General features: G+C 68.8%; 24 protein-coding genes and 1 pseudogene. 3 read left to right on the top strand and 22 right to left on the bottom strand.

Annotation, left to right across the window (positions count from 1 at the left end; all coding sequences use genetic code 11):
• Positions 1 to 262: 262 nt before the first annotated feature.
• The 20 genes and pseudogenes from PV963_RS30015 to PV963_RS29920 form a co-directional block, all read right to left on the bottom strand.
• A pseudogene (locus tag PV963_RS30015) lies at positions 263 to 821 on the bottom strand (SDR family NAD(P)-dependent oxidoreductase); the annotation flags it as partial.
• Positions 822 to 959: 138 nt separating this feature from the next.
• Complete coding sequence (locus tag PV963_RS30010; RefSeq protein ID WP_274819141.1) at positions 960 to 2,288, bottom strand: sulfate adenylyltransferase subunit 1; 1,329 nt, start codon at positions 2,286 to 2,288, stop codon at positions 960 to 962.
• A gap of 2 nt (positions 2,289 to 2,290) precedes the next feature.
• Positions 2,291 to 3,163 (bottom strand): sulfate adenylyltransferase subunit CysD, encoded by an 873-nt coding sequence (gene cysD / locus PV963_RS30005; protein ID WP_274822157.1) that lies wholly within the window; start codon positions 3,161 to 3,163, stop codon positions 2,291 to 2,293.
• Positions 3,164 to 3,249: 86 nt separating this feature from the next.
• On the bottom strand, positions 3,250 to 3,813 hold the full coding sequence (cysC, locus tag PV963_RS30000; RefSeq protein WP_274819139.1) for an adenylyl-sulfate kinase: 564 nt from the start codon (positions 3,811 to 3,813) through the stop codon (positions 3,250 to 3,252).
• On the bottom strand, positions 3,810 to 4,682 hold the full coding sequence (locus tag PV963_RS29995) for a [LysW]-aminoadipate kinase (protein WP_274819138.1): 873 nt from the start codon (positions 4,680 to 4,682) through the stop codon (positions 3,810 to 3,812). Before PV963_RS29995 ends, cysC begins: the two co-directional genes overlap by 4 nt.
• Before the next feature lie 22 nt (positions 4,683 to 4,704).
• A complete protein-coding gene (gene argC / locus PV963_RS29990) occupies positions 4,705 to 5,736 on the bottom strand; it encodes an N-acetyl-gamma-glutamyl-phosphate reductase (protein WP_274819136.1) in 1,032 nt (343 codons plus the stop codon).
• 175 nt (positions 5,737 to 5,911) lie between these two features.
• Entirely contained in the window at positions 5,912 to 6,961 is a 1,050-nt protein-coding gene (locus tag PV963_RS29985) for a C45 family autoproteolytic acyltransferase/hydolase (protein WP_274819135.1), read from the bottom strand.
• Positions 6,958 to 7,584 carry a GNAT family N-acetyltransferase gene (locus PV963_RS29980; RefSeq protein ID WP_274819133.1) on the bottom strand — a complete coding sequence of 209 codons (627 nt, stop codon included), beginning with the start codon at positions 7,582 to 7,584 and terminating at the stop codon, positions 6,958 to 6,960. Before PV963_RS29980 ends, PV963_RS29985 begins: the two co-directional genes overlap by 4 nt.
• A complete protein-coding gene (locus PV963_RS29975) occupies positions 7,581 to 7,844 on the bottom strand; it encodes a phosphopantetheine-binding protein (RefSeq protein WP_274819131.1) in 264 nt (87 codons plus the stop codon). The genes PV963_RS29980 and PV963_RS29975 overlap by 4 nt, the downstream gene beginning before the upstream one ends.
• Positions 7,834 to 9,351: an AMP-binding protein gene (locus PV963_RS29970; RefSeq protein ID WP_274819129.1), complete on the bottom strand. Its 1,518-nt coding sequence runs from the start codon at positions 9,349 to 9,351 to the stop codon at positions 7,834 to 7,836. The genes PV963_RS29975 and PV963_RS29970 overlap by 11 nt, the downstream gene beginning before the upstream one ends.
• On the bottom strand, positions 9,348 to 11,333 hold the full coding sequence (locus PV963_RS29965; RefSeq protein WP_274819128.1) for a class I tRNA ligase family protein: 1,986 nt from the start codon (positions 11,331 to 11,333) through the stop codon (positions 9,348 to 9,350). Before PV963_RS29965 ends, PV963_RS29970 begins: the two co-directional genes overlap by 4 nt.
• Positions 11,330 to 12,397 (bottom strand): NAD(P)/FAD-dependent oxidoreductase, encoded by a 1,068-nt coding sequence (locus tag PV963_RS29960; protein ID WP_274819126.1) that lies wholly within the window; start codon positions 12,395 to 12,397, stop codon positions 11,330 to 11,332. The genes PV963_RS29965 and PV963_RS29960 overlap by 4 nt, the downstream gene beginning before the upstream one ends.
• Positions 12,385 to 13,701, bottom strand: coding sequence for a lysine N(6)-hydroxylase/L-ornithine N(5)-oxygenase family protein (locus tag PV963_RS29955; protein WP_274819125.1), 1,317 nt, complete (start codon positions 13,699 to 13,701; stop codon positions 12,385 to 12,387). The genes PV963_RS29960 and PV963_RS29955 overlap by 13 nt, the downstream gene beginning before the upstream one ends.
• 121 nt (positions 13,702 to 13,822) lie before the next feature.
• Entirely contained in the window at positions 13,823 to 14,989 is a 1,167-nt protein-coding gene (locus PV963_RS29950) for a saccharopine dehydrogenase family protein (protein WP_274819123.1), read from the bottom strand.
• Positions 14,982 to 16,013 (bottom strand): saccharopine dehydrogenase, encoded by a 1,032-nt coding sequence (locus PV963_RS29945; protein ID WP_274819121.1) that lies wholly within the window; start codon positions 16,011 to 16,013, stop codon positions 14,982 to 14,984. The genes PV963_RS29950 and PV963_RS29945 overlap by 8 nt, the downstream gene beginning before the upstream one ends.
• Before the next feature lie 43 nt (positions 16,014 to 16,056).
• The gene (locus PV963_RS29940; protein ID WP_274819119.1) at positions 16,057 to 17,208 is read right to left on the bottom strand and encodes an acyl-CoA dehydrogenase family protein; all 1,152 of its coding nucleotides are present in this window, start codon (positions 17,206 to 17,208) and stop codon (positions 16,057 to 16,059) included.
• Positions 17,209 to 17,216: 8 nt separating this feature from the next.
• Positions 17,217 to 17,354, bottom strand: a complete 138-nt coding sequence (locus PV963_RS29935) for a hypothetical protein (RefSeq protein WP_274819118.1) — start codon at positions 17,352 to 17,354, stop codon at positions 17,217 to 17,219.
• A 204-nt stretch (positions 17,355 to 17,558) separates the two neighbouring features.
• On the bottom strand, positions 17,559 to 18,848 hold the full coding sequence (locus PV963_RS29930) for a hypothetical protein (protein WP_274819117.1): 1,290 nt from the start codon (positions 18,846 to 18,848) through the stop codon (positions 17,559 to 17,561).
• 272 nt (positions 18,849 to 19,120) lie between these two features.
• The gene (locus tag PV963_RS29925) at positions 19,121 to 19,894 is read right to left on the bottom strand and encodes an SDR family NAD(P)-dependent oxidoreductase (protein WP_274819115.1); all 774 of its coding nucleotides are present in this window, start codon (positions 19,892 to 19,894) and stop codon (positions 19,121 to 19,123) included.
• 104 nt (positions 19,895 to 19,998) lie between these two features.
• Complete coding sequence (locus tag PV963_RS29920; RefSeq protein WP_274819114.1) at positions 19,999 to 21,324, bottom strand: MFS transporter; 1,326 nt, start codon at positions 21,322 to 21,324, stop codon at positions 19,999 to 20,001.
• 529 nt (positions 21,325 to 21,853) lie between these two features.
• On the opposite strand from PV963_RS29920, the gene PV963_RS29915 reads away from it, so the two are divergent.
• The 3 genes from PV963_RS29915 to PV963_RS29905 all read left to right on the top strand — a co-directional run bounded on the left by PV963_RS29915 (position 21,854) and on the right by PV963_RS29905 (position 23,962).
• The gene (locus PV963_RS29915; RefSeq protein WP_274819112.1) at positions 21,854 to 22,717 is read left to right on the top strand and encodes an alpha/beta hydrolase; all 864 of its coding nucleotides are present in this window, start codon (positions 21,854 to 21,856) and stop codon (positions 22,715 to 22,717) included.
• Between the two features lie 49 nt (positions 22,718 to 22,766).
• Positions 22,767 to 23,657 (top strand): 3-oxoacyl-ACP synthase, encoded by an 891-nt coding sequence (locus PV963_RS29910; protein ID WP_274819110.1) that lies wholly within the window; start codon positions 22,767 to 22,769, stop codon positions 23,655 to 23,657.
• A gap of 65 nt (positions 23,658 to 23,722) precedes the next feature.
• A complete protein-coding gene (locus PV963_RS29905) occupies positions 23,723 to 23,962 on the top strand; it encodes an acyl carrier protein (RefSeq protein ID WP_274822156.1) in 240 nt (79 codons plus the stop codon).
• Positions 23,963 to 24,158: 196 nt separating this feature from the next.
• Here the strand turns inward: PV963_RS29905 and PV963_RS29900 are convergent, their stop codons facing one another.
• Together PV963_RS29900 and metX are read right to left on the bottom strand one after the other, a co-directional pair.
• On the bottom strand, positions 24,159 to 25,190 hold the full coding sequence (locus tag PV963_RS29900; protein ID WP_274822155.1) for an aminotransferase class I/II-fold pyridoxal phosphate-dependent enzyme: 1,032 nt from the start codon (positions 25,188 to 25,190) through the stop codon (positions 24,159 to 24,161).
• 79 nt (positions 25,191 to 25,269) lie between these two features.
• Positions 25,270 to 26,439 (bottom strand): homoserine O-acetyltransferase MetX, encoded by a 1,170-nt coding sequence (metX, locus tag PV963_RS29895; RefSeq protein WP_274819108.1) that lies wholly within the window; start codon positions 26,437 to 26,439, stop codon positions 25,270 to 25,272.
• Positions 26,440 to 26,445: the final 6 nt, after the last annotated feature.

Genomic DNA, 26,445 nt, shown 5'->3' with positions numbered 1-26,445 from the left:
CGGCCCCGGCGGGACCGCGCCGTCGCGGCGTTCACGGGGCGGTCGGCTGTCCCCCGTCGCGGCGTGTACGGGGCGGTCGGCTGCCCCCCGTCACGACGCGCACACGGCGGACGGCTATCCCCCGTCACGGCGTGTACTGGGCGGCTGTTGCCCCTGTTCGCGCGGGCGGCACGCAGGTCAGTCAGGTCAGCCAGGCCTCGTTGCCTGGCCGGACGGCGTGCGCGGGTGGTCAGTCTCCCGCCGAGGCCCCGGGGGGCGGCGGTCAGTCGTCGAACCCCGTGGCCCGCGACCGCTTCTCCCACGTCAGGACCTCGTCGCGCACCTGGTCGAGATGGCCGAGGACCGCGCTGACGCCGTCGTCGCCGAGGGGCAGACGCAGGGGCGTGGAGTCGGCGTCGAGCGGCCAGGATGAGGGCGGCGGCCTTGGCCGGGTCGCCGGGCTGGGTGCCGTCGCCGCCGGCGACGAACCCGCGGGTCTCGCTCACCTTGCCGTACACGCCGCTGTCCGCACTGACACCGGCCCGCCCGGTCTCGAACAGGCCCGTGCGGAAGGCGCCCGGCTCCACGATCAGCACCTTGACGCCGAACTCCGCGACCTCGTCCGCGAGTGCCTCGGACATGCCCTCCAGGGCGAACTTCGTCGCGCTGTACGCGGAGAAGCCCGCGAAGGACAGCTGCCCGCCCATGCTGCTCATCTGCACGATCGCGCCCGAGCGCCGCTCGCGCATGTACGGCAGCACGGCCCGGGTGAGGGCGGCCGGGCCGAAGACGTGCACCTCGAACAGCGCCCGCAGCCCCCGCTCGGTGGACTCCTCGAATGCCGCCCCTCGCCCGCGGGCGAGTCGGCCCCGTACACGCTGACCGTCTCGCGCCGGCGGTCGGAGTGGTCGGCGGCATCTACGGCGTGGCGGCGGCTCCCTGCTCGGTCCGATCCCCGCCGGCCGCAGTCACCGGGCCCGCTACTGCCGAAGGTGCTGGTCCCCCGTCCGCGCGTCGGCCATCCCCGCGGCGAGTGTCGCCCCGTCCTGCGGGTCGATGAGCAGGAACGAGCCGGTTCGTCTGTTCTCCAGGTAGTCGTCGACGGCTAGCGGCTCGGCGGTGCGGATCTGTACCCCGCCGATGTCGTTGGCGCCGAGACCGTCCTGGCCGGGCAGCCGGCGGGCGTCGGTGACGTCCATGCGGTAGTCGATCCGGTCCACCATCGCCGGGACCGTCCTGGTGGTGTGTTTGAGCAGCACGCGCTGTCGGGCGCGCAGCGGACGGTCGTGCAGATGGCACACCGTGGCGGTGATGTGCCGCAGCATCTGTGGAGCGGGGCCCGCGGTCAGCATGTCGCCTCGGGAGATGTCGATCTCGTCGGCGAGCCGGACGGCCACCGACTGGGGCGCCCACACGCTGTCGGTCTCCTTGCCGAGCACGCTGAGGCCGGCGACCGTACTGGTCGCCCCGGACGGTTGCACGACGACGGTGTCGCCGACCCTGAGCATGCCGGAGGCGAGTTGTCCGGCCGGCCAGCGCTCCACCACCTGCCGCTGCTGCGAGGGGTGCCGGATCACGTACTGCACCGGCAGTCGCAGCGGCTTGCTGACCGGATCCCCTCCGACCGGCACGTTCTCCAGGTGGGACAGCAGCGTGTCACCGTCGTACCAGTCCATCCTGGTCGACGGCTCGACCACGTTGTCGCCGGTCAGCGCCGACATCGGGATGGCGGTGACGTCCGTGATGCCCAACTCGCGCGCCCGCCCGGCGAACTCGTCAGCGATCGCGGTGAAGGTGGACTCCTGGTAGCCGACGGTGTCCATCTTGTTGACCGCCAGCACGACGTGCGGCACCCGCAGCAGTGCCGCGATCGCGCCGTGTCTCATCGTCTGCGCGACCACGCCGTTGCGCGCGTCGACCAGGATCACCGCCAGGTCCGCGGTGGAAGCGCCCGTGACCATGTTGCGCGTGTACTGCACGTGACCAGGGGTGTCCGCGAGGATGAACCGCCGCGCGGGCGTCGCGAAGTAGCGGTAGGCCACGTCGATGGTGATGCCCTGTTCCCGTTCCGCCCGCAGGCCGTCGGTCAGCAGAGCCAGGTCGGGGCCGTCCTGACCGCGCCTGCGGGACACCTCCTCGATGGCCGCCGCCTGGTCGGCGAGGACGGACTTGGTGTCGTACAGCAGCCGTCCGACCAAGGTGGACTTGCCGTCGTCGACCGACCCGCAGGTGGCCAGCCGCAGCAGGCCGCCCGAGAGCCGGCCGGCGGAGCCGGTCTGATCTGCCGCTTCCGCGACGCCCGTTGACATGTCTAGAAGTACCCTTCTCGCTTGCGGTCCTCCATGGCGGCCTCGGACAGCCGGTCGTCGGCCCTGCTCGCGCCGCGCTCGGTGACGCGGCTCGCGGCGATCTCCGCGATCACCTCTTCCACCGTCGAGGCGGACGAGTCGACCGCGCCGGTGCAGGACATGTCACCGACCGTGCGGTACCGGACCCGGCGCTCGCACACGGACTCGTCGTCCCGGGGGCCGCCCCAGTCGCCGGGCGCCAGCCACATGCCGTCGCGCCGGAACACCTTCCGCCAGTGCGCGAAGTAGATCTCCGGCAGTTCGATGCCTTCGTGCTCGATGTACTGCCAGACGTCCAGTTCGGTCCAGTTGGACAGGGGGAAGACGCGGAAGTGCTCACCGGGCTGGTGGTGGCCGTTGTAGAGCTGCCACAGCTCAGGCCGCTGTCTGCGCGGCTCCCAGGCGCCGAACTCGTCCCGCAGGCTGAACACCCGCTCCTTGGCGCGCGCTTTTTCCTCGTCGCGCCGGCCGCCGCCGAACACCGCGCCGAAGCGGCCGTCGCGGACAGCGTCCAGCAGCGGAATGGTCTGGAGCGGATTGCGGGTGCCGTCCGGCCGCTCGCGGAGCGTTCCGTCGTCGATGTACGACTGCACGGATGCCACGTCGAGCCGGAGACCGTGCTTCTCGACGACCCGGTCGCGGTAGGCGATCACCTCGGGGAAGTTGTGCCCGGTGTCCACGTGCAGCAGGGAGAACGGCAGGGGCGCCGGGGCGAACGCCTTGAGCGCCACGTGCAGCATGACGATCGAGTCCTTGCCGCCGGAGAACAGCAGCGTCGACCGGTCGAACTCCCCCGCCACCTCGCGGAAGATGTGTGCCGCCTCGGCCTCCAGCATGTCGAGGTGCGTCAGCCGGGGCACCGGGTCCACCCGCGGGCCGAGGGGTCCGGGGCGGCCGGTGGGCACGGCCGGCGCGGGGGCGGTCACGACAGACCCCGTGCCGTGAGCAGCGCACGCACCTGCCGGACCGACTCGTCGACCGTCTGGTGCTGCGTGTGGACACGCAGATCGGGGTCGACCGGCGCCTCGTAGGGGTCGTCCGCGCCGGTGAGACCGCTGAGCTCGCCTGCCGCCTGCCTGGCGTAGAGGCTCTTGACGTCCCGGTCGGCGCAGATCTCCACCGGAGTCGCCACGTGCACCTCGAGGTAGGGGACGCCGCGCGCCGCGTGCAGGTCCCGGACCGCCGCGCGGGAGGGCGCATAGGGGGCGATGACCGGCACCAGCACCGTGACGCCGTGCTCGGCGAGCAGCCCGGCCACGTAACCGATCCGCCGCACGTTGGCGTCCCTGTCCTCCTTGGAGAATCCCAGTTCCGCGGAGAGGGCGGCACGGACCTCGTCACCGTCGAGCACCTGGACTCGGTGTCCACCGGAGCGCAGCCGCTCGGCGAGACCGACCGCGATGGTGGTCTTGCCGGCGCTCGGCAGCCCGGTCAGCCAGACCGTGCCGCCCTGCCACTTCGCTGGTGTGCCATTCGGTTCGCTCATGTGCGGATCTCCCTTTCGCGTGAGCTGTGGGCCGGCGCCCCCGCGCATGAGATGTGCACCGTGGTGCCGGCCCCCGCGAGTGCTCGGCTGACGGGTTCGGGGGTGCGTCCGTCCGCGATGCGTACGGTGGCGACTTTGCCAGTGAGCGCTTCGCGTGCGGCGATGAGTTTGAGCGCCATGCCGCCGGTGGCGGACGGGTTGGGTGGGCCGGTGGGGGATATCTGGTGGGTGCTCTGCACGCTGGTGGGGTCGTCGGGGTCGGCGAGTACACCGGGTGCGCCGGTGAGCAGGAGGAGCTGGTCGGCGCCGAGGGCGGCGGCCAGTGCTGCCGCGGCGCGGTCGGCATCGACGTTGACGGGCTGGTCGTGTTCGTCGATGGCGGGCGGTGAGATCACCGGTACGTAGCCGGCGCGCAGGAGGGTCTCGGGGAGTTCGGTGTGGACCGTGGTGATCCGGCCGCTGTGGTTGTCGCGGATCAGGACGGTGCGGCCGTCGACGACGGCGCGGACGGCGGATTTGCGGCGGGCTCGGAGCATGTGGCCGTCCATGCCGGTGAGGCCGACCGCGGGCACCTTGTGGCGGGAGAGTTCCGCCACGAGTGCGGGCTTGACCGCGCCGGCCAGGGCGAGGACGACCACTTCGAGGGTGTCCGGGTCGGTGTAGCGCGTGGACACGTTGTCCGGGGCGACGAGGGTGCGTTGGGCGACGCCGAGTCTGCCGGCGAGGCGTCCGATCTCGCCGGAGCCGCCATGGACGAGGAGGATCGAGTGTCCTTCGTGGACGAGACGGGCGACGTCGGCGCAGATGCCCGCGGCGTCCACGGCCGGATTGCCGCCGCATTTGACGACGGTCAGCGGTTTGGTGGTCACGGTCTCTCCGGTTGGCCGGGGTTCACAGGGGGTGGAGGCCGGGGAAGGTCAGGCCGAGGGTCTCGGGCCGGCCCATGCGGATGTTGAGGCACTGCACGGCGTTGCCCGCGCCGCCTTTGACGAGGTTGTCCAGGGCGCCGATCGTGGTCAGGCGTCCGGTGTCCTCGTCGAGGGCGTAGCCGACGTCGCAGTAGTTGGATCCGAGCAGGATCTTCGGGTCGGGGTAGCGGAAGATGCCGCGCTGGTGGGCGACGACGCGGACGAAGGGTTCGTCGGCGTACTGCTCGCGAAAGGCCCGGCGCACGGCCTGTTTGTCGACGCCGGGGCGCAGGGTGGCGTGGCAGATGGTCTGCACTCCGCGGACCGCTTCGACGCCGGTGGCGGTCATCGCGGCCGGCAGGCCCAGGTGCCGGGAGATCTCGGCCTCGTGCCGGTGACCGGTGGGCGCGAACACGCGCATGGCACCGCTGCGTTCGGCGTGCAGGTTGGCCGGGCCCGCGGTTGAGCCGGAGCCGCTGGAGCCGGTACGGGCGTCGAACTGCGCTCCCGCTTCGACATCGATCAGGTCACGGGCCACCAGGGGGTAGAGCGCGAGTACGCCCGCCGCGGCCATGCAGCCGGGCACGCTGATCCGGTCCGCGCCGCGCAGGCTGTCGCGGTGCAGTTCGGGAAGCCCGGGCACGAAATCGTCCAGGAGGTGCGGGGCCTGGTGCTTCTCGCCGTAGTAACGCTCGAAGACCTCTGTGTCGTCGAGCCGGAAGTCCCCGGTCAGATCGATGACGAGTTTCGACCGCTGGATCCACTGGTCGATCTGTGTCATCGCGGCCCGGTGCGGCAGCGCCAGGAACACCGCGTCGCACTCCGGGACCTCCTCGGCCGTACAGAACGACAGATCGGTGGCGGACCGCAGATTCGGATGCACCCCGTCGACCCGCTTGCCCGGGAAACGGGACGAGACCGCGCCCACCACCTCGACCTCGGGATGTCCCAGCAACAGCCGCAACAACTCCCCGCCGATATAACCGGCCGCACCGACCACCGCCACCCGGATCACGACCCCGCCCCCCTCACCGAAACACTCCGACCTGCCACGACAACTCCCTCCAGTCCGAATCAACCACCCATACGAAGGGAAACTACGAGCCCACCCTCATCACCCACATCCGCGACAAACGCATTCCGAAGGACGCACCGGACTGACTTTCCCGCCCCGCGACTACGCACCCCGATTACCGATGCGAACCGGATGCCGACCATTGCTGCAAAGAGTGAACTTGCCCCTCGGCAGTGGACGGATCACCCGGCCAAAGCCGAATCTCGCCCAGATCCGGGCGGAGTATCACTGCCGCGACGGTCCGCTCGCGTCGGATGTCGCCGTTGTCCGGCACGAGGATCGGTGGCGTCGAAAGGAGCCGGTGATGGCTCGCGGTGTCGCTCGCATCCGGGATGCCCGCCTCTCGAACTGCCTCCAGACGTCGCCTTGATGAGTTCTTGGCGAAGACGTTGATCTCGTCTCTTTCGGCGAAATCCGGGTCCAGGAAGTGGTTGGTGTGCGCCAGGTCGGCATCTTCGAGAATGCTTCGCTGCGAGCCCAGAGATTCGACGCACACGGCCCGTTCCTCGCCGCAGATCATGAACGATCGCGAGCTGGCCAACGGGAGTTCGCACAGTATCTCGACGGCCTGGTCGACACTGTCGGCACTGTCCAGAACGTGCCGGATCGCCAGGTACGGCGGCACTCCCGGCTCCCATTCACCGCCGAGAACGAGATTGAGGCCGATGGCGATTCCGGCGTCGTTGACACCGAGGTAGCCCAGGAGTCCGGCGAAGCTGAGCACCAGGGAGCGGTGGCGCGGTCCGGATACCGCGAGGACGGCGATCTGGTCGTCGAGGTTCCCGTTCAGGTCGACTGTCTGTGCCAGCACCGGCCGGCCCCGGACCGAGGCATAGGTGGTGCAGTCCCCGGCGGTGACACGGCTGTACCCCAGAACCTCGCGCCGCAGTTGCAGCAGCCAGGCCGCGTCGCGGTCGACTCCGACGCCGGCGGCGAGACCGTCGACCTCCTCGGCGAGGTCCGGCAGGGCGGCGGCGACGACATCACGGTGGGCGGCGATGCTCGGTCGCAGCGAGTCGAGGTCCACCGGCCGGTCGGCGAGGTGGCCGAGGCGGGCGAGCGAGTCGTCGAGAAAGCCGCGGAGCCGTCCGGCCAGCGCGCGTCCGTGTGTGATCCCGCGGGCGCGCGGCGGGCCGGACAACTCAAGGAGCGGCACGCTGTTCATGCGCACGGGTTGACGGCCTTGCCGAGCCGGCTGAGCTGGTCCCGGACCGAGGGCCATTCGGCACGGAGCACGGAATAGTAGATCGCGTCGCGCCTCCTGCCCTCGGGCATGGGGTTGAAACTGCGCATGACGCCTTCTTCGTACGCACCGATGTTGCGCAGGCCGGCCCGGGCCTGAGCGTTGAGGACGTCGGTCTTGAACTCGACACGTTCAGCGCCCATGACTTCGAACGCATGCTTGAGAAGCAGGTACTTGGCCCACCGGTTGACGCCCTTTCCCTGGAAGTCGACACCGAGCCATGACCATCCGATCTCAAGGCGCCGGTCCGCTTCGGCGAGGTTGCCGTAGCTGCTGCTTCCAGCGGTCTGTCCGGTGCTCTTGTCGACGATGACGTAGACCGCGCGCTTGCCGCTGTTCTGGTCGGCGAGCATGGCGTCGAAGAACGTGTCGAAGTCGGTGTCGCTCTCGACCCGGGAGACGAAGTACGTCCAGATGCGCTGATCGAATGCGATTTTGCGAAGCGGTTCGCGGTCGCTCTCCGAGATGGGATGGAGTTCGACGTGCTCGTTCGCAAGGAGCGTGGAAGCGCTCTGGCTCCAGGCGGTGTGGCTCAAGAAACTCATCCCTTCAGGGGGGCGTGGGGCCGCAGGGCGTCGACGACGTCACCGAGGGTGCGCATGCGGGCGAGGTCGTCCTCGGTGAACTTGTCGAGACCGACTTCGGCCGCCTTGCACAGGGAGGTCAGGAACAGGACCTTGTTGAGGGAGGTGATCCCATAGGTCTGGACGAGGTCCTCGTCGGGGTCGAGGGCCACGGGGTCGGGGTGGTCGCGCAGCACCTGGGAGAGCTGTTCGCGGGCCAGGGTGTCGAGGTCAGTGGGCATGGATACCTGCCTTCGGGTCGTCGATGCGGTCGCGGTAACGGTCGGCGATGCGCTTGCGGATCGGTTTGAACTGAGAGGTGAGGAGCCCGTTGTCGACGGTGAACGGTTCGTCGGCGACGATGACGCGGCAGATGCGCTCATCCGGTTCGGACGCGGCGTTGACCGTGGCGAGCGCCTGGGCGATCGCGGTGGTGTCGACCGGGCCGGGGTGGGGAGAGACGACGGCGACCAGTCCGGCTGGGCTGGGGCAGTAGAGGACGCATTCGGCCACCGCACCGGTGTCACGGAAACGGGTCTCGACGGGCCTGACGATGATCTTCTTGGCGTTGTCGAGGACGATGACGTCGTCGGCGCGTCCGAGGATGTACAGGAAGCCGTCTTCGTCGAGGCGTCCCAGGTCCCCGGTACGGACGACACCGCCAGGCTTGAACATGCGTTCGCTGTCACCGGGGGCGGCGTATGTGTAGGCGGTGTTGACCGGGTGGTCGCTGCGGACGCAGACCACGCCTTCGTCGTCGATGACGATCTCCTTGCCGGGGAGAGGCCGGCCCACGCTGCCTTCACGATGAGCGCCGGGGTGGTTCTTGGTGGTGATACAGGTTTCGTTGAGGCCGTAGCCCTCGTAGATGGGAAGCCCGGCTTCGTTGTAGAACCTGAGCGTTGTCGGGTCGGCGGGAGCCGAGCCCGTCCACAGGTAGCGGATGCGGTCACCGAAGAGTTCGGCGGCGGCCTTGGCGGGTTCGACGCCGTCGGCGAGGCTGCTTTCGAGGTGCCGCTTGGCGGTGTCGAAGAAGGCGGGGACACCCATGACGACGGTGGGGCGGACGGTCGGCATCACGGCGAAGACGGACTGGTAGGTCGTGATGGTGATGTCGTGCCCCCAATACAGCGCCGAATAGAGCCAGTAGCGCTGTTGGAGAAGCGAGAGGGGCAGAAAGGTAAGAATGTCGTCGCCCGGACGATGGTCGAACAGGCTTTGAACAGCGTGCAGCGATGAGTCGATACTGCCGACGGTGGCTTCAAGTCCCTTGGGGGCTCCGGTGGAGCCGGAGGTGAACTTGACGGTGGTGCATTCCGTGGCGCCCCATTCGACGGGGTCGAGAGCCGCGGTGGCCTCCTCCGCATCGCCGGCGATGGTCGAGATCGGCATCGCTCGGGACGGGGCATCGTCGGACAGCGGAGCGTCGGTGTAGAGAACGTCGAGTTCGTAGCGCTCGATCAGATCGCTGTCGGGACTGAACTTGCCGGGTTCAAAACCGGCGGTCTGTGCCTTGATCATGAGGGCGGCGAGGTCGAGCAGCACCCATTCGAGACGGTTGGCCGAGAGGATGCCGATGCGGTCTCCCGCGCCGATGCCCCGGCGGCGCAGGGCACAGGCGACGGCCTTGGCCCGGTCGTGGAACTCGGCCAGCGGCATGGTGGTGCGGTGGCCGAGGCCGGTGACGGTGATGGCACCGTCGTGGTCGGGCCTGGCGGCGATGATGCGGTTGATGATCGATTCGGTCATCGCTGCTCGCCGGTGCTGAAGAAGCGGGTGCCCGAGAGGGTGCAGCGGCTGCCGGCCTCGACCAGGTCGGCCGTGTCGGGCCAGGTCTCGATCGCCGGGATGCCGAGGGCGGCGGCGAGTTTCGCCGAGAAGCGCGGCATCAAGGGAGCCGAGGCGGTGGCGAGGAGGCGGGCCGCGGCCAGTTCCAGGGCGATGGCGGTGCGGGCCTCGGAGCTCCATCGGTCGTCCTGGGCCAAGGCGGACTGCTGACGGGAGAAGGCACGCACATCGGTGACGATGCCGTCGAGTACGGTCGCGGCGGCCCTCAGCGAGAACCCTTCGGGATTGAGGGCGGCGGTGATCTCGTCGAGCCGTAGCGACAGGCGGGCCAGGAAGGCGGTGTGCTCGCTGGTCCAGGTGCCTGCGTCAGGGACGACGCCGCCGAAGTGACGGTCGATACGGTCGCCCAGGTCGCCGAGCCACTCCTCCCACTGTCCGACGAGCGTGCCGGCACAGGCGCGGTCGAACTCGGCGCGGCGGAAATCGGTGCGCTCGCCCTCGGGGCGGGTGCGGGAGAGGTAGTAGCGGACGGCGTCGACGGTGTCGGGAGTCAGAATCTCCTTGCCCCAGATCGCGTGCCGCCTGCTGGTGGAGAACTTCTGGCCTTCGAGCAGATAGAACTCGTTGACGTGGTAGTCGATGTCGGGGTTCCACTCGGGGAAGGCCAGCCGGTACAGGACCGGGTAGAGAATCGAGTGGTAGAAGCTGTTGTCGTAGCCGAAGAAGTGCACGATCTTCCAGTCGGGGGAAGGCACCTCCTTCGACCAGCGCTCCCCCAGCTCGGCGCCGAGCCGTTCGATGCCGTGGAGGAAGCCGTGACTCATCTCCGGCCAGACCCAGATGACCTGGCCGTCCAGGTCGTCCTCGGCGGGCCGCACTCCCCAGTCGGAAGGGTGGGAGACCGGCAGGTCGAGCGTGTCGCGGGCGAAGACGCGCCGGGCCAGTTCGCGCAGGCGGGCCGGGACCCGGCCGAGCCGGTGGTGGTCGGCGACGGCGTCGGCGAACTCGTGCAGCGGCAGCGTGTAGCGCTCGACTTCGGCGTGCTTCGGTGCGGTGCTGCTGATGCGAGAGGACGGATCGACGAGGTCGGCGACGAGGTTGGGCTCGCCGCATTCTTCGCAGATGTTGCCACCGGTGCCGTGGGAACAGCTGGGGCAGGTGCCGCCGACGTTGACCTCGTAGAGGTACTCGCCTGTCTCGGCGTCGGACAGGGCAGGCGTCGCCTTGGGGCTGACGCGTCCGGAATCGACCAGGCGGGTGAAGTAGCGCTGGAGGCCTTCGGGGTAGCCCTCGTCCACGCTGGTGACGTAGTACTGGTCGACCTCGATGTCCATCGCCTTGAGAGTCGCGGCGATCTCGGCCGAGTAGTGGGCGGCGACCTCGGCGGGGGTGGAGTTCTCGCGAGCGGCAACGGCCTCGACGTAGCTCTGGAAGTCGTCACTGCCGGTCAGGTGCCAGGCGCGGTTGCCGTTGAGGCGCTGGTATCGGACGTAGACGTCGGCACCGAGGTAGGGGCCGGAGAGGTGACCGAGGTGAAGGTCGCCGTTGGGGGTCGGAGGAGTGGAGAAGACGAACTGGGGCCGGTCGGTGTGGTTCGGACGGGTACGCGACAGCGCCGAGACGCGAGCGCGGGCCGAGTCGCGCCAGTACTGGGTGAAGAAGACCAGGTCCGTCTCGCCGGTGTTGGTGATGGTGTGCGACTCGAACGGCTCGAACAGGACCACGGTGCCGGGCCGGGCCGGATGGGTGCGACCGTCGATGCTCAGCTCGCCCGTACCGGCGACGATGACGAAGAACTCGGTCTCGTCGTGCTGGTGGCCGGCAGAGGTGACGCCGGGGGCGACACGGCCCCAGCCGGCACCCACTCCCAGGCCCTCGACCGAGGACATGTCGATGCCGAAGGCTTCGGACAGTTCGGATTCGCTGTAATAGTTGAGGATCATGACTGCCTCTGTCGTGGCTGGGAGAGGGTTCGGGTCGGGGTGAGATCCAGGGCGGCGACGGTCTCGGCGGCGATGGCGGGTGCCAGGCGGTAGCCCGAGCCGTTCGCGGCTCCGGCGAAGACCAGGCCGGGCCTCAGTTCGGCGACGACGGGTTCGCGGCTCGGGCTGTAGGCGTCGCAGAAGACCCGGCCCGAGTCGCACCGGGCCACCAGGCCGGGCGCGAAGCGACCCAGGACGGCTCGGGCATCGTCGAGGTCGGACGGCTCCAGGACGAGTCCGGCGTCGTCGGGGGCGACGTCCCAGCGATCGCTCGTGTAGCTGAACAGGAAGTGGCCGCGCCCGTGGAGCGGCAGGAGGAAGGCGTCCTCGTCATCGAAGATCGTGAGCGGATCGTCGGGTGCCGGAGACGATTCGACATGGGTGGCGACGACCTTCTTGACCCGCAGGCCGAGCGGGGCGACCAGGTCGGCCCAAGCGGGGTGCGCGAGCCACGGACCGGGGGCCAGGACGACCCGCCGGGCGAGCAGTTCGCGGCCCTGGCCGAGGGTGAGGCGGTGGTAGGCGCCGTCGGAGGAGAGTTCCGTGACCTCGGTTCCCTCCAGCACCGTCACGCGGTCGCGGACGCCGGCCAGCACACGGCCGGCGACCCCTTGGACGTCGGCGTAGTGGCACCCGGGCAGAGTCCACGCACGGGCGCCCGGCGGAGCCTCCCAGCCGCGGGCCGGGTCGGCCGGGGCGGTCTCGTCACCGAGTCGTAGGTAGGTGGCGGAGAGCGCGTCGGCGTCACCGGACGTGACGACCGTCGCGTCCACTTCACGGATCGGCAGGTCGAGTTCGGCGGCCAGGCGTTCCCAGACGTGCTGGGAGTGCTCGCTCATGGACCTGACCCGTGCGGTCGCGCCGCGCGGGAAATGGACGCCGGCCGAGCGGCTGGAGGCGCCCTGGCCGATCAGGCCGCGTTCCAGGACGGCGACGGTCACGTCGGGGAAGGCCGCGACCGCTTCGCGGGCGACGAGCGCGCCGATGACTCCGCCGCCGACGATGGCGAGGTCTACCGTGTCCACTGAGTGCCCCGTCCGTTCTTGGCCGACCAGTCGATGAAGGACATCGCCGGTTCGGGAGCGCTGCAGCCCCGCAGGCGGTTGGCGATGCGCTGGGCCCGCCAGGCGTTCAGACTCAGGTTCACGTCGGGCAGTCCTCGCTGGCCGCGCACCGCGTTCTGCACGAAGATCTTCCGGTCCGGCGGGCCGTCCCAGCTGATCGCGAAGTCCTCGTCGACACGGACCTCACCGTTCTCGGTCTCGATGCGGTCCATCAGGGGCTCCAGGAAGGACTTGGGAGCGGCCCGGAAGCCGGTCGCCCACACCACCGCGTCGACCGGGAGACACTGGCTCTGGCCGGACTCGTCGTTGTGACGCAGCGTCACCTCGAAGTCCCCGCTGCCCGTGCGGTCGGCGGACACGACGGTCCGGTTGGGCAGGAGCCCGAATCGGTGCTCGTCGCGCTCGATGAACTGGAGCCGGTACAGCTGCTGGTAGATCGCCCGGAGGGTCGACTCGGAGATCCCGTCCGAACTCAGCAGGTGGGCCGAGTTGAGCTCGGCACGCTTGGACTCGGACAGCCGGTAGAAGTAGTCGGAGTACCCCGGCATGTAGAAGTCGTTGGTGAAGGTCGAGTCGTCGATCGGGAAGTAGTTGCGGCGCCTGGAGACCCACGAGACCCAGGCCGGCCGCTCGGATTCGGGCCGCGAGATCAGGTCGAGGAACGCCTCGGCCCCGGACTGGCCACCGCCGACCACGGCGACCCGCTTGCCCGCCAGTTCCTTCGCCTGGCTCAGATACTGGCTGACGTGGAAGTGGCCCGCCCCCAGGTGCGGGACAGCGAACTCGGGCACCCACGGAACGGTGCCGACGCCCACGGCGATGTTGTCGGCGGTGACCTGGCGACGGTCGGTGGTGACGCGGAAGACTCCGTCGAAGTCGACCCGTTCGACGGTCTCGGAGAAGACCACGTTCTCGTTGGTCTCGGCCGCCCAGGCCAGGTAGTTGCGGAACTCGGTGCGCGGCACCTCGGAGAACTGGGCGTTGAGGAAGTGGTACATCCGGCCGTGCTCGTGCAGATAGGACAGGAACGAGAACCGGTTGGTCGGGTCGGACAGGCTCACCAGGTCCTTGAAGATCGACACCTGGAGGGTCGCGCCGGTGATGAGCTGGTCGTCGTGCCAGGTGAAGTGGGGCTTCCGGTCGAGGAAGAGGTTCGGCTGCTCCGGATCGCCGTGCAGCAGTGCGGCCAGACTCAGGTTGGCCGGGCCCGCGCCGATGCCGACGAGCCGGAGGTGACTGGGCTGCTCGGAACTGGACGTCCTCATTGGCTTCGGTACAGGTCCCACATCGAGTCCTTCCTGTGGAGGTGCAGGCTGTTGAGCCCGTTTCACGACGCTTGCCGGATCTGGCGTTGGCGGGCCATCGGTGTCTGGTCGCAGGCCGGGATCAGTGCTGTCGTTCCTGGTCGGTTGACTGGAGAGTGCAGGGCAGGCCGGCTCGGGCGAGCCGGTCGAGCCAGTGGCTCGCCTCCTCGGTGTCGGCGGTGGCCCGATGCAGGCCGGGCGGCAAGGACGCGGCAAGGACGCGTTCGACGCCGGAGGCGGCGGTGGTCGAGACGCAGCGGGCCATCGCGGTGTCGGTGTCGTCGCCGGTCACATCGAGCCGGTAGCGGCCGGACCAGTGCCGGCCGTCGCGTTCGACCTCCAGGCCGACGGTGAGGACGACACGGTCGCGGTCGGTGTCGGTGGTCGGGTACCGCTCGGCCAGTTCGTCGGCGAGGGCGGCGAGGCGGGCGTGATCGCCGGAGGCGACGGTGTCGAACACGCTCTTCCACGCCGCCCTCCACCCCTGTGGACGCAGAGTGCCGCGGACGAAGGCGTCGGTTTGCCAGCCTTCGGGGAAGCCGTACTGGTCGATGAAGCCGACGCTGTCGCGGTTGGGATAGACCTCGAAGACCTCACTGCCGAGCACGAGCTCCTCGGTGTCCTCCCAGGGCCGCTCGACTTCGCGCACCCGGCCGTCACGCACGTACCGGGCGGGGGCGGTGAGGGCGGTCAGCACTCCCAGCGGGGCCCAGCTGAACTGGTAGCGGAACTCGTTCGGTTCGGCGGGGATGCCCCCGCAGTAGGAGGACAGCGAGACGCGATCGGCGCGGTCACCGACCGCATCGCGCGCCCGGGCGAGAAGCAGGTGGGTCATGAGGTGGTCGATGCCGGGGTCGAGTCCGGCTTCGGTGAGGACCACCAGGCGCTGCGCCGTCGCCTGTTTCGACAGTTCCTCGATCTCGGGTGAGGTGTAGCTGGTGCAGGCGAAGTGGGCGCCGGCGTCGATGGCGGTGCGCAGCAGGTCGAGGTGGTGGCCGGCCGGGAGCATGGAGACGAGAACGTCCCCGGGCCGCAGCGCGGTGGCGAGGTCGTCGCGGTCAAGGCCGCGTGTCTGCACGGGGGCTTGTGGGGCGAGCGTCTCAAGGCGGGCGCGGGCTCGTTCACGCGTGCGGCCCCACAGGACGACGTCGGCTTCTTCGCCGAGAAGGTCGAGTCCGGTGCGGCCGGTCGACAGACCGGTGCCGACCCAGTGGACGGTCCCGGTGGGTCGGACGGGAAGGTCAGACATCATGGAGATCCGTCTCGCTCAGGGCTGTGTGAAAGGCTCGGCGGCTGCGCTCCCAGCAGTCGCCGTCGGGCAACCGCGTCAGATGCGGGGCCAGTTGGGCGGAGAAGTCGTCGCTGGCTTCGCGCGGCAGCAGGGAGGGAAGGTTGTCGATGGCGATGACCGCGAGCCCGTCGGCGACGGCACGGACCGGCTCGTCCCAGCTGGTGAGGCGGTCGTAGACCGGCAGCAGATGGGTGGGGCCGCCGACGTCGCAGGTGACGTCGACGATGAGCGAGAGGCGGCGGTCGGCTCGCAGGTGCTCGGGGGCGAGGAAGGGCTCGCCGGGTTCGGTGAGCTGGACGGCGTTGACGAGGATGTCGTGGTCGGTGATCGCCTCACGGTCGAGGTCGGCGGTCTCGGCCAGGTCCCACAGGGTCGCCTCGATGCCGGCGTGTTCGAGAGCGGCGCGGGCGCCGCGGCCACAGCGTCCACGGGCACCGATGACGAGCACGCGCGGCAGCCGCGTCAGCGGGCCGAGGAAAGTGTCGAGCACGTCCTTGGTGGTCGGTCGCAGTGGGCGGTCGAGGTCGCCGGTCCAGTGCCGGACCGCCAGCGCGGCGCCGACGTAGCCGGCCCAGCGGCCGAAGGCGGCGAGGCGTCGTTCGCGGGCGTCGGTGAGGTATTCCAGGTCGAGGATCTCGCCGCCCCCGGTCGCGAAGCGGGCCAGGAGTTCCCGAGCACCTCGCTGCCCTTTGTAGGCGTGCGCGAAGTACAGGTGGCGGCCGCCTACAGGGGTGGTGTCCTCGGGGAGGGCCTTGAGTCCGAGGACGTGGGCGTCGGCGGGCGCGTCGGTCCAGGAGTGGGCGGGGACGGGCCGGGCGCCGGCGTCGAGGTAGTCGGCGATCGGGTAGCAGCGTGCGGCGGAGTGCTCGACGGTCACCTGGGCGCCCTGCTTGACGAGCGTGGCGGTATCGGCAGGGGTCAGTGGGGTGCGTTGCTCGCCGGGGTGGGTCTCGGCGCGCAGCCACAGGTGAGGGGGCGTCATGGGTGTCTTCCCTTGTCGAGCTTGGAGGGAGGGTCGTGGTCTTTCACAGGGCGTCAGCGATCGTCATCTCGATCACTTCGGACGACCCCTCATAGATGCGCAGGGAACGGATCTGGCGGTAGAGCCGCTCCGTCGCGCTGCCGGAGACGAGCCCGGCGGCGCCGAAGATCTGGACGGCGCTGTCGACGATCTCGCCGGCGGCCTCGGTGGCGTAGAGCTTGGCGGTCGAGGAGTGCTTGGCGTGGTCGAGGCCGGCGTCCATCGCCCAGGCGGCGCGGGCGGTCAGCAGTGAGGCGGCCGAGAGTTTGACGTCCATGCCCGCGAGCGAGGACCTGACGAGTTGGAGGTCTGTGAGCCGGCCTCCGTAGGCCTTGCGGGTACGGGCATGGTCGAGTGCGAGCCGGAAGCCGCGCCTGGCGAAGCCGATCGCGGCGGCGGCCACGGTCGCACGAGCGCGTTCGAGTACGTCGAGAGCGACCACGAGGCCCTGGCCGCGTTCGCCGAGCACGGCATCGGAACCCACGCGGACGTCCGTGAACGTCAATTCGGCCCACGAGCGGGGCGCGATCGCGCCGATGGGCTCGGCTTTGAAGCCGGGGGTGCCGCAATCGACGAGGAAGGCGGTCAGGCCCAGCGGGCCAGGTCCGTCTCCGGTGCGGGCCAGGACGACACACACGTCGGCGATGTCGCCTTGCGCGATCCACGTCTTGGTTCCGTTGAGGACGAATCCGTCCCCGTCGGGGGTCGCTTCGAGCACCACGGCGGCCAGGTCGGAGCCCGCTCCGGGCTCGGAGAGGGCCAGCGCCCCCGCGCTGGTCCCGGCGGCCAGGCCGGGCAGGTGGCGGCGGCGCTGCCGGTCGGTGCCGTGGCGGGTGATCGCGGCGGCGGTGAGCTCCTGGATCGAGTAGCTGAAGTCGGCCAGGTCCTCGTGGTACGCCAGGGCCTGGCGCCTGAGGCACAGGGACCGGACGTCGGAGTCGGGCTGGTCGGGGTCGAGGTGGCGCAGCCAGCCCGACCGGCCCAGTTCGGCGAGCAGGGCCCGGGCGGTGGTGGCCGGATCGGTGGTGTCCAGGTTCGCCCATGCCTCGGCCCGGTCTGCGCACCACTGCCCGATCTCGTCGGCGAGGGTGCGGTGTGCGTCGTCGAACAGCGGCAGGGCCAGGACGCCGGGATCGAACACTTGGGAGAAACTCATCGTGATCCTCACTCAGATGGCCGGCTCGGCGACCGGCTCGCACTGTTCTTCGCCTCGCGCGTGAGGGCGAGCGCCGCCGGCCCGGGCGCCGTGACCTCCGGTTCGTCCGCACGCTCCGGACGGGTCCGGATCTGCGGTGTGGCCATGTGGCGGCCTCCTTTCGGAGGTCGGTCTGCCGCGCTGAAAGGACGCTACGGGCACCCGGTGTGATGAGCGTCCGCGACAAGTTCATCCACCGGGACGCATGGCGGTTACCGCGATCGCCCGCGACTGCGCATGTCGCTTACCGGCCCGGGCGCACCGCCTATGCCGGGCATCCGTCGGGGAATTCCGGGAAAACCGTCGGAGAGTCAGGTACGCGGACTCGGGCCGACATGGAATCCAGACCCGATGAGCGCGCCGAGGAAGAGGTTGAGCACCTCGATGCCCCCGTCGGCAGGGGCACAACGGTTCATCAGTCCCCCGAATCCGGAGGCCATCATGATCACTCCCCAGGTGACGATCCAGGGCCGGACGCCCCCGTCCGGATCCGGAAAGAGCTCGGGAATGGCGTGGATTCGCTTCTGCAGCACGTAAGGGCCGTCCATGGCTTCGAGCAGCAGCCGGCGCCATTCCTCCGGGGTGACTTTCGACGACCAGCCTGGAACCACACCCTGCCCGCCGTGCAGCAGAGCGGGCTTGAGGATGAGTTCCTGCTGATGGGCCACGGCATGGTCCAGCAGCGAACCTTCGGTACCGTCCTCCAGAATCACACGTCCGGATGTCACCGAGGAAGTCCAGGGAAGCAGGCGGTCGATGACGTCCAGTTCCTCGTCCGAGAACAGGTGCCGGTGCGTGCGGTCGGAGAGCATCGCCAACGACGCCTTGCTGCCGTACAGTTCCGACTCCAGTGAGGTGAACATGCGTACCTCACCGTCTTCGAGCGCTCCGAGCAAGGGCTCCAGCAATGCGTCGGCATTGTCGTCGAGCAGGTCCTCCAACATGAATTGTCGGTAGACGATGTCGATCGGTCGGTCCTCCAGCCACAGCCTGCCGTCCCGCCTCTCGAGCTGCCCGATGTGGCACTGGTACGCCTCCAGGCCGTGCTCTTTCCACAGATTCACGAGAGCGCTCAGATACGCCCCCATCTCCGGGAAGTTCGAGGGCCATTCGGTGAGCGCGATGACGGGGCGGGCGTCGGGCGCCAGTCCCATCTCGTGCCGGATCGTGCGGACCTGCTCCGCCGCGGTGTCGACGTACTGGAGTCCTTCCTCCGCGGCGAATCGGCTGAACTCGGGGTCCGCCAGGATTCCACGGCAGATGTCTCCGCTGTCCCATCCGATCGTGCTCCCCATGTTGAATTCCATGAGGCGGAAACCCGATTCGTCGGCGTAGAGATCCGCCCGTCCCATGCCGGTCAGAGTGCTGGGCACGGCGGCGGAGGAGCGCTCGATGGCGCATATCTGTGCCTTTTCCATGCCGTTCGCCCTGGCGAACGCGGCGATATCGCCGTCGAACAGAAGATGCGGGAGGCGATAGAGCGCACCACGCAGCACGTCCAGGTCCCGGGTCAGTTGCCGGACCTCTTCCGCGGAGAGGAACATCGGCCGGGGTGCGTACGACCCCGTGGTGAAAATGCGAGTGAACTCGCTGTCGTACACCGGACCCAGGACGCGTCCTATCTTCTCCAGATACCTCTCGGTCAGTGCGTGGTCGCGTGGCATATTCCGCAGCTCCCCTCTTTCCCTTTCCGAAATCCCGAAGTCAAGAGTGGCACGGGCAGGACTCGGATCGGCTAAGCGAGATGCGCAGTCGCGGCGGGGAAAGTCAACGCGGTGCGTCCTTGCCGGCGGAAACAGCACCGAGGCCGAGCAGGTGGTCGATCACCTGCTCGGCCTCGATGGGGGCAGTCGGTCTCCTGGGCGGAACGCGGTCAGCGGCCGATGAGGTGCTGCTGGTCCTGCGGCCGCAGCCGCAGGCTGTGCTGGCCCCCGTCCACGGCGAGCATCATGCCCACGGAAGCGCTCGACAACGGGCTCGCCAGGTAGGCGATCGCGCCGGCCACCTCATCGGCGGTCACCAGACGACCCGGCGTCAGGAACGCGTTCATCGCTTCCCGCGCGGCCGCCGGATCGGCCGTTCCCTGGAGCTGCTTCTCGACCCACGGGGTGTCCGTCGTGCCGGGGGCGACGCAGTTGACCCGGATGCCCTCGCGGGCGTGGTCCGCCGCCATGGCCAGCGTCAGTGAGTACACCGCGCCCTTGCTGGTGGAATACAGCGCCCGCATCTGGTGTCCGGCCCACGCCACGATCGAGCACGTGTTGACGATCGCCGCGGCGGGCGAGCGCCGCAGATGAGGCAACGCGTGCCGGGCGACCCTGACCATCCCGACCACGTTGACGTTCAGGACGTTCAGCCACTCGTCGTCGCTGTTCGCGGCGACGTCCCCGACCGCGGGGATACCGGCGTTGTTCACCACCACGTCCAGCCGGCCGAACCGCTCGACCACGGCGTCCACGGCGGAACTGACCTGGGCGTCGTCGCCGACGTCGGCCTGGATGCCCATGATGTCGTCCGGGAGTCCGTCCGGCTTGAGGTCGAGTACGGCAACCTCGGCTCCCCTGCTGCGCAGCAGTTTCGCCGTGGCCAGACCGATTCCCTGCGCACCGCCGGTGACGATCGCAACGAGTCCTTCGAAGTCACTCACTAGTTCTCTCCTTGTTCATTTCGGACCATGGGGGAGACGGAAACGACGCAACGTGACGTCGTGGATTCGCGCGGATGTGCCGGCTTCATGCGGCCGGAAGCGGGTCAGGAAGTCGCTTCCTCGGCCGAGGAACTCGCTTCCTTCGTCGAGGGGCTCGCTTCCTTCGCCGAGGAACTCGCTTCCTTGGCCGAGGGACTCGCTTCCTTGGCCGCGAGGGCCGAGGGGCGCAGCCGCAGACTGAGCTGGACGCTCAGCAGCCCCAGCACGCCGGTCATGGTCCACAGCACCCAAGGGGCGTACGCGTACACGGCACCGCCGATGACCGGTCCGGCGCCCGTGCCGGCCGTGTATGCGGCGCCGTACAGCCCCTGATAACGCCCGACCATCCCCGGCGGAGTCAGATTCACCAGGTGGGCCTGGACGATGGAGGAGTACACCATCTCGCCGAACGTCCAGATCATCACCGTCACCGCCAGCATGCCCATGTTGGTCGCGAACCCCGTCAGCGTGAGACCGACGCAGGTGAACAGGTTGCCGGCGGCCAGTACGTACTCCGGCCGGTACCGGGAGACCAAGCTGATGAGGGGCAGCTCCAGCAGCACCACCAGCAGACCGTTGAGCCCCATGAGGAGACCGAAGTCCTGCTCGTCCAGACCCGTGTCGTTGACGTGCAGGGGCAGGCCGACGGTGGTCTGGATGTAGACGAACATCCCGAACACGGTCATCAGCAGGAACCGCACCAGGGTGCGGTCGGTGAGGGCCTGGCGGTACCCCACCGTCCGGTCCTCCTGCGGGTCGGCCTCGTCCTCGTCGGACCGCGGCCGGGTCCCGTCCCGCAGCAGCACCGCCACGATCACGCCGAACAGCAGGAGCGCCGCGGCCTCCAGGAGGAACAGCTCCACATAGGAGTGGCTGGCCAGGATGCCGCCGAGGACACCGCCCAGGGCGGCGCCGATGTTCTGCGCGAACCGGAGCACCCCGAAGGCGGCGAGCCGTTGCTCGGGCGCCACGGAGTCGACCAGCACCGCGGCCATGGCCGGCCGGTGGATCTGCGACATCACGCCGATGAGACCGACCACGATGACGATGACCGGCAGCGGTTCGACGAACGGCACGAGCGCTGTCAGGCCGGAAGTGGTCACGACGGACAGCAGGATGGCCGATCGCCGGCCGATGGTGTCGGTGAGGTAGCCACCGATGACGTGGCCGAGCACACTGCCCAGACCGGACGCGCCCAGCACGAGCCCCGCGGCCCCGGCGGAATGGCCGCGCTGGGTCAGGTAGAGCACGATGAACACGGGCAGGAAGTTGCCGACCTGGAGGATCAGGCTTCCCAGGCTGATGATCCAGACCCGGCGGGGCAGGCCGCGCAGAGTTTCACGGAATCGCGGCTTGTCGACGCCCGACCGGTCCGACGCCGCGGTGTTCACGCGACTGACTCGGTGCGCAGGTGGAGCGCCGCGGCCGGCTGTCCACCGGGGGCGATCGCTTCGGCATCGGCGCTCCGCACGACCGCCGAGGACCGTTGGCTGGTGGGTACGACATTGTTGGACAACGTGGCTCCTTATCTTGCGTTTCCACCCGACGAACTCGCCGAGAGCGGGGATTTCCCCTCCACGTCAGCACGAAGCTCTGTCGGCTCATCGGAGATGAGAATTACGCACCCCGTCTGCCGCGTCAAAAAGGACGCTACGACCGCACCGACGTCAGGTGCGTCCGCGACAAGTTCATTCACGGGGACACATCGCGTTGACTTCCCTCTCCTGCGACTAAGCATCTCGCTTACCCCGGCGCCGCCCCCGGCCATGCCACTCTGGATGCTGGTCCGGAGGTTTCTCCAAATGAAATGCCGTGCAGCGTTGGTACCGAAGAACTGGGAGAGTTTGAATGCCGCTTCATCCAACCGTTGCGGGAGTCAGGGACTATCGTGTCGCAACCGGTTTCACACCGCTTTACACGATGTCGGTGGACCAGGCCCGGAAAGCGGACGCGGAAACCGAAGCCACGAACTGGGACTGGATCAAACAACCTGAAGAGGTTTTCGATCTGGACATCCCGGGTCCGGCCGGCCAACTGACGCTCAGGGTGTACCGCCCGCAGAGCGACGGGCCGCTTCCCGTGCTGGTGTATTTCTTCGGCGGCGGTTGGGTCGTCGGCTCCCTGGACACATCGGACGCCATCTGCCGCACGCTGTCCGCCAAGGTTCCCTGCGTGATCGTCTCCGTGGGCTACCGGCTGGCACCCGAGCACCCGTTCCCGGCAGCCATCGACGACTGCTACGCCGCCGTGAAATGGGTGGCGGAGCATGCGGCCGAACTCGGCGCCGACGGCGGGCGCATCGGCCTGGCGGGCGACAGTTCGGGCGGCAACCTGGCTGCGGCACTCGCCCTGATGGCCCGGGACGACGACGGACCGTCGATCTCCGCCCAGGTGCTTGTCTACCCGCCCACCCGCAGCAGCGGCGCGGACACGAAGTCCATGCGCGACAACACCGATCCGATGTTCTTCAACGCTTACTCGTCCGCCTGGTTCTGGGACCATTACCTCGCCGATCCCGCCGACGGCGAATCCCCTTACGCCTCGCCGCTCAACGCGGCCGACCACAGTGGACTTCCCGCGGCGCTGATGATGACGGCCGAGTACTGCCCGCTGTACGACGAGGGCGAAGCCTACGCGGACGCGCTCAAGCGCGCGGGTGTGCCGGTGGAGTACCACCCGTACACGAGCCTGCCGCACGGCTTTCTGGCCTTGGCGTCCGTGCTGGACACCGCCAGGGACGCGTTCGACGTGATCGCCGACTTCCTGCGCCGGCGACTGGGGTGACATGAAACCGGACGAAACCACCGGTGTGGTTCTGCGCGCGCCCAGGTACGTGCTCGGCGAGACCTCGATCGACCACACCGAGATCGAGGGATTCGCCGATTTCGTCGACCAGCGGCAGATGATGCCCGACGCCCGGCTGTGGGGGTGGGGTGCGGTTCACCGTACGGCACTCGACACGGCCGCTCTCGCCGTACGAACCGGCCGCCGCACCTTGCGCGCGGCAGGCGTCGAGCCGGGCGAGGTCGACGCGCTCGTGCTGTGCTCCACCGCCTTTCCCGCCGACATCACGGCGCACGGTGAGCTGATCGGGTCGGTCCTTCGTGGGCTGGAGCTCGGGGCTGTTCCGGTTACCGGGATCACGCTGAACCGGTGCGCGACCATGCTCACCGGGCTGCAAACCGCCGCCACGATGGTTGCCGCGGGCCGCCATCGGACCGTGCTGGTGATCACAGCGGACCGGGTGGCCGCCGAATCCGAGCGGCTCTCCGACTTCGCACTGTTCAGCGACGGTGCGGCCAGTTGCCTGGTCACGCGGCGGTCGGACGGCGCTCCGGAATCCTACGAATGGGTCGCCGACGCGTCCGCTCAGGATCCGGCCGCGCTCGGCCGGGGCAACGAGATCAGCGCCGATCTGACCAGAATCGCCAACCAGCGACTGTTCGCCGAGGCCGGCATCGGCATCGAGGCGATCGACGGCCTGCTGCACAACAACATCTTTCTCCCCATCGTGACGATGAAGGAAGTGCAGGCCGGTTTTGTTCCATCCCAGTTGGACACGTCGAACATCGCCAGGGTCGGACACTGCTTTGCCGCGGACCCGCTGATCAACCTCGTCGACCGGTCCTCCGCCGGCACCATCCGGGCGGGCGGGCTCTATCTGCTGGCGTCCAGTGTCTCCGGGCTGCGGGTGTGCATCCTGCTGCGTGCCGACTCCGCGTGACTGAACAGCTTTACCGACAGATCAGGTCGTTGCGAATCCATGAAGGAGTTGCCGAAGTGCAGAAAATGAGCACGCTGCCGGGGCTGCGGACCATGGTCCGGGAGGTCCTGCAGCTGCCCGAGTCCGAAGACGTCGACATGCGGACGCTGCGCGAGCTCGGCGCCGGCTCGCTGCAGGCAGTCGCCCTGCAGTTCCGCATCCTCGAAGAGACCTCGGTCAACGTGGAGATGGCCGACCTGGTCGGCGGTTCACGCGTTGCGGACATCGCCACGCTGATCGACGAGCGCAGGTCGACCGTGGGGTGAGGTCCGAGCACAGTTCCGGGAGAGCCGGGGGCGGCGATGCCCCCGGCTCTCCCGCGTCTCCACGTACACGCGACCCGAGACGGTCCTGACCGCGGACCGACGAAGGCGGCCCCCTCTCACCGGGGACCGCCTGTCGGGTTCGAAGCCGTGGATCAGCCGCACGACCTCGTCGGGGAAGAACCGGGCCTCGGCCCGGTCACACATGCTCCAGCTGGGTCAGGGAGTCCTTGAGATTCGCCAGCTCCGCGGCGGTGGGTGCCGTCACGCGCAGACCGGAGACCCGCCCCGGCTGCCTCCCGTCGAGGGCCCGCACGGCCACACCGTGGTCGAGGAAGAAACGGTGATCTTCGACGGGGTCGTCGGTGGCGATGAAGCGGTAGTGGACGGGGACACCGCGCACCAGGCCGGGGAACCGGTCGCCGATGATCTCCTCCAGGCCGACGGCGTTCCTCAGCAGCGCGGACCGGGTGCGCTCGGCCCACTCGGTTTCGGCCAGGGCGGCCGTCGCCAGCACGGTGTCGACGTGGGAGAGCGTCCAGTTGAGCTTGCGCTCGGCCACCTGTCGGAAGATGTCGGAGTTCAACGTCCACAGCGCCCCGGTACGCGTGCCGGCGATGCCGAAGAACTTGTTCGGGGAGCGCAGCACCACCACGTTCGACAGGCCGCTCTGCGTCATCGAGAGTTCGGCGTGCTCGGGCAGGAACTCGATGTACGCCTCGTCGACGATGAGAACCGAGTCCGGGTTGGCGCGGCAGATGTCCACCAGGTCGTCTCGGTGCAGGTAGAAACCCAGTGGATTGTTCGGGTTGGACAGCATGACGTACGGGTGCGTGCGCATCGCCGAGTCGACGCGGTCCAGGCGTGACCGGGGCGTTTCCACGGTTCCCGGCGGGGGGTCGAGATGCGTGGGGAACCAACGAATGGTGTCGGTGTAGTCGGGCGTGATGACGGCGACCTGCTCCGTCGGAAGGAGCTGTGCGAGGACGCGGATGAACTCGGTGATCCCACGTCCGGGTATCAACCGGTCCGGCGACGCTCCCATGAAATCCGCATAGGCTTCGGTGAAGCTCTCCTCACAGCCGTAGGGGTGCGCGAGGAGATGTTCCGGCTTGATGGAACGCAAAGCGGCTTCCACGGCAGGAGGAGGGCCGTAGCGGTTCACGCAGGTTCCCAGGTCCAGATACTCCCGGTCAGGGAGACTCCTCAAGTCCCCGCCCTGTGCGTCCACTACTGTCGGCGCGTTGTCAATCAAGGCATGTCCCTACAGACGTTGCGGATGATGGATCGAATTGCTTGGGGCGACGGCGTCACACGACCGACGGCGCGAAAAGGGTGCTCATCTCGCGCAGGTATCCGGGGACGTTGAGCAGAAATGCGTCGTGGCCGGCGGGCGAGGTGCTGTCCCGGTGGTGGGTGACCGTCGTCAGTCCGGTGGCTGTCAACTGCGCCAGGAGCTCACTGGTGACTGAGTGGCCGAAGAGCCGGTCCGAAGCAAAGCTGAACACGTGGACTGCCGGGTCGTTGTCCGGTGTGAGGGCGTGCGGCCGGTCGAAGGCGTTGAACCGGTCCATCGCGGTCGTCAGATGGAGATAGCTGTTGGCATCGAAGCGGTTCACGAACTTGCGAGCCTGGTGTTCGAGGTAGCGCTCGATGGCATAGCGACCGTGGGCCGGACCGGTGGGTTCGCGGCCGGGCTGGACGGCTCGCCCGAACTTGGTCTCCAGCGATTCGGGAGACATGTAGGTGAGATGGGCGACCATCCGCGCGATACCCAGGCCGTCCCGTGGACCCGCCCCGATGAGGTCGTCCACGTAACGACCGCCGTCGAAACGCGGGTCGGAGCGGATCGCCGCTCTGCCGACCGCGTGGGCCGCCAGGCCGTCGGTGGTGAGACAGGCCGCCGTGCCGATGAGAACAAATCGCCCCGCGTCACCGGGGTGGCGCAGGAGCCACTCCAACGCCTGCATGCCGCCCATCGAGCCGCCGACCACCGAGTGCAGGCGATCGATGCCGAGATGAGCGAGGAGCGCCCGGTGCACGGTGACCATGTCCGAGACCGTGACCTCGGGAAAGTCGGGACCCAGCGGGCGGCCGGTCTCCCCCGAAGACAGCGGGCCCGTCGTTCCCGCGCAGCCGCCCAGGACGTTGGCGCTCACGACGTGGAAGGTGTCGGTGTCGATCGGACGGCCCGGACCGACCATCACGTCCCACCACCCGGGCAGGTCGTCCGGGTCGTGCCGTGCCGGGTGCGAGTCCCCGGTGAGGGCATGGCAGACGAACACCGTGTTGTCGTGGTGGCGTGCAGGGGTCCCGTACTCCTCGTAGGCGACCTGCACGCGGGAGAGCGAACGGCCCGACTCCAGAACGAGCGGATGTTCCGGAGTGAAGAGAGTGGCGATCTTCAGGTGACGGCTGAGAGACGCGGGAAGGCCGGAGGTGACAGTCCTGTGGTCTTCAATGACGGGAAACGCGTTCAAGTTCTT

Source organism: Streptomyces coeruleorubidus (assembly GCF_028885415.1).
In the GTDB taxonomy this organism is placed as follows: Bacteria; Actinomycetota; Actinomycetes; order Streptomycetales; family Streptomycetaceae; genus Streptomyces; species Streptomyces coeruleorubidus_A.
This window is presented reverse-complemented; position numbering and strand designations above follow the sequence as displayed.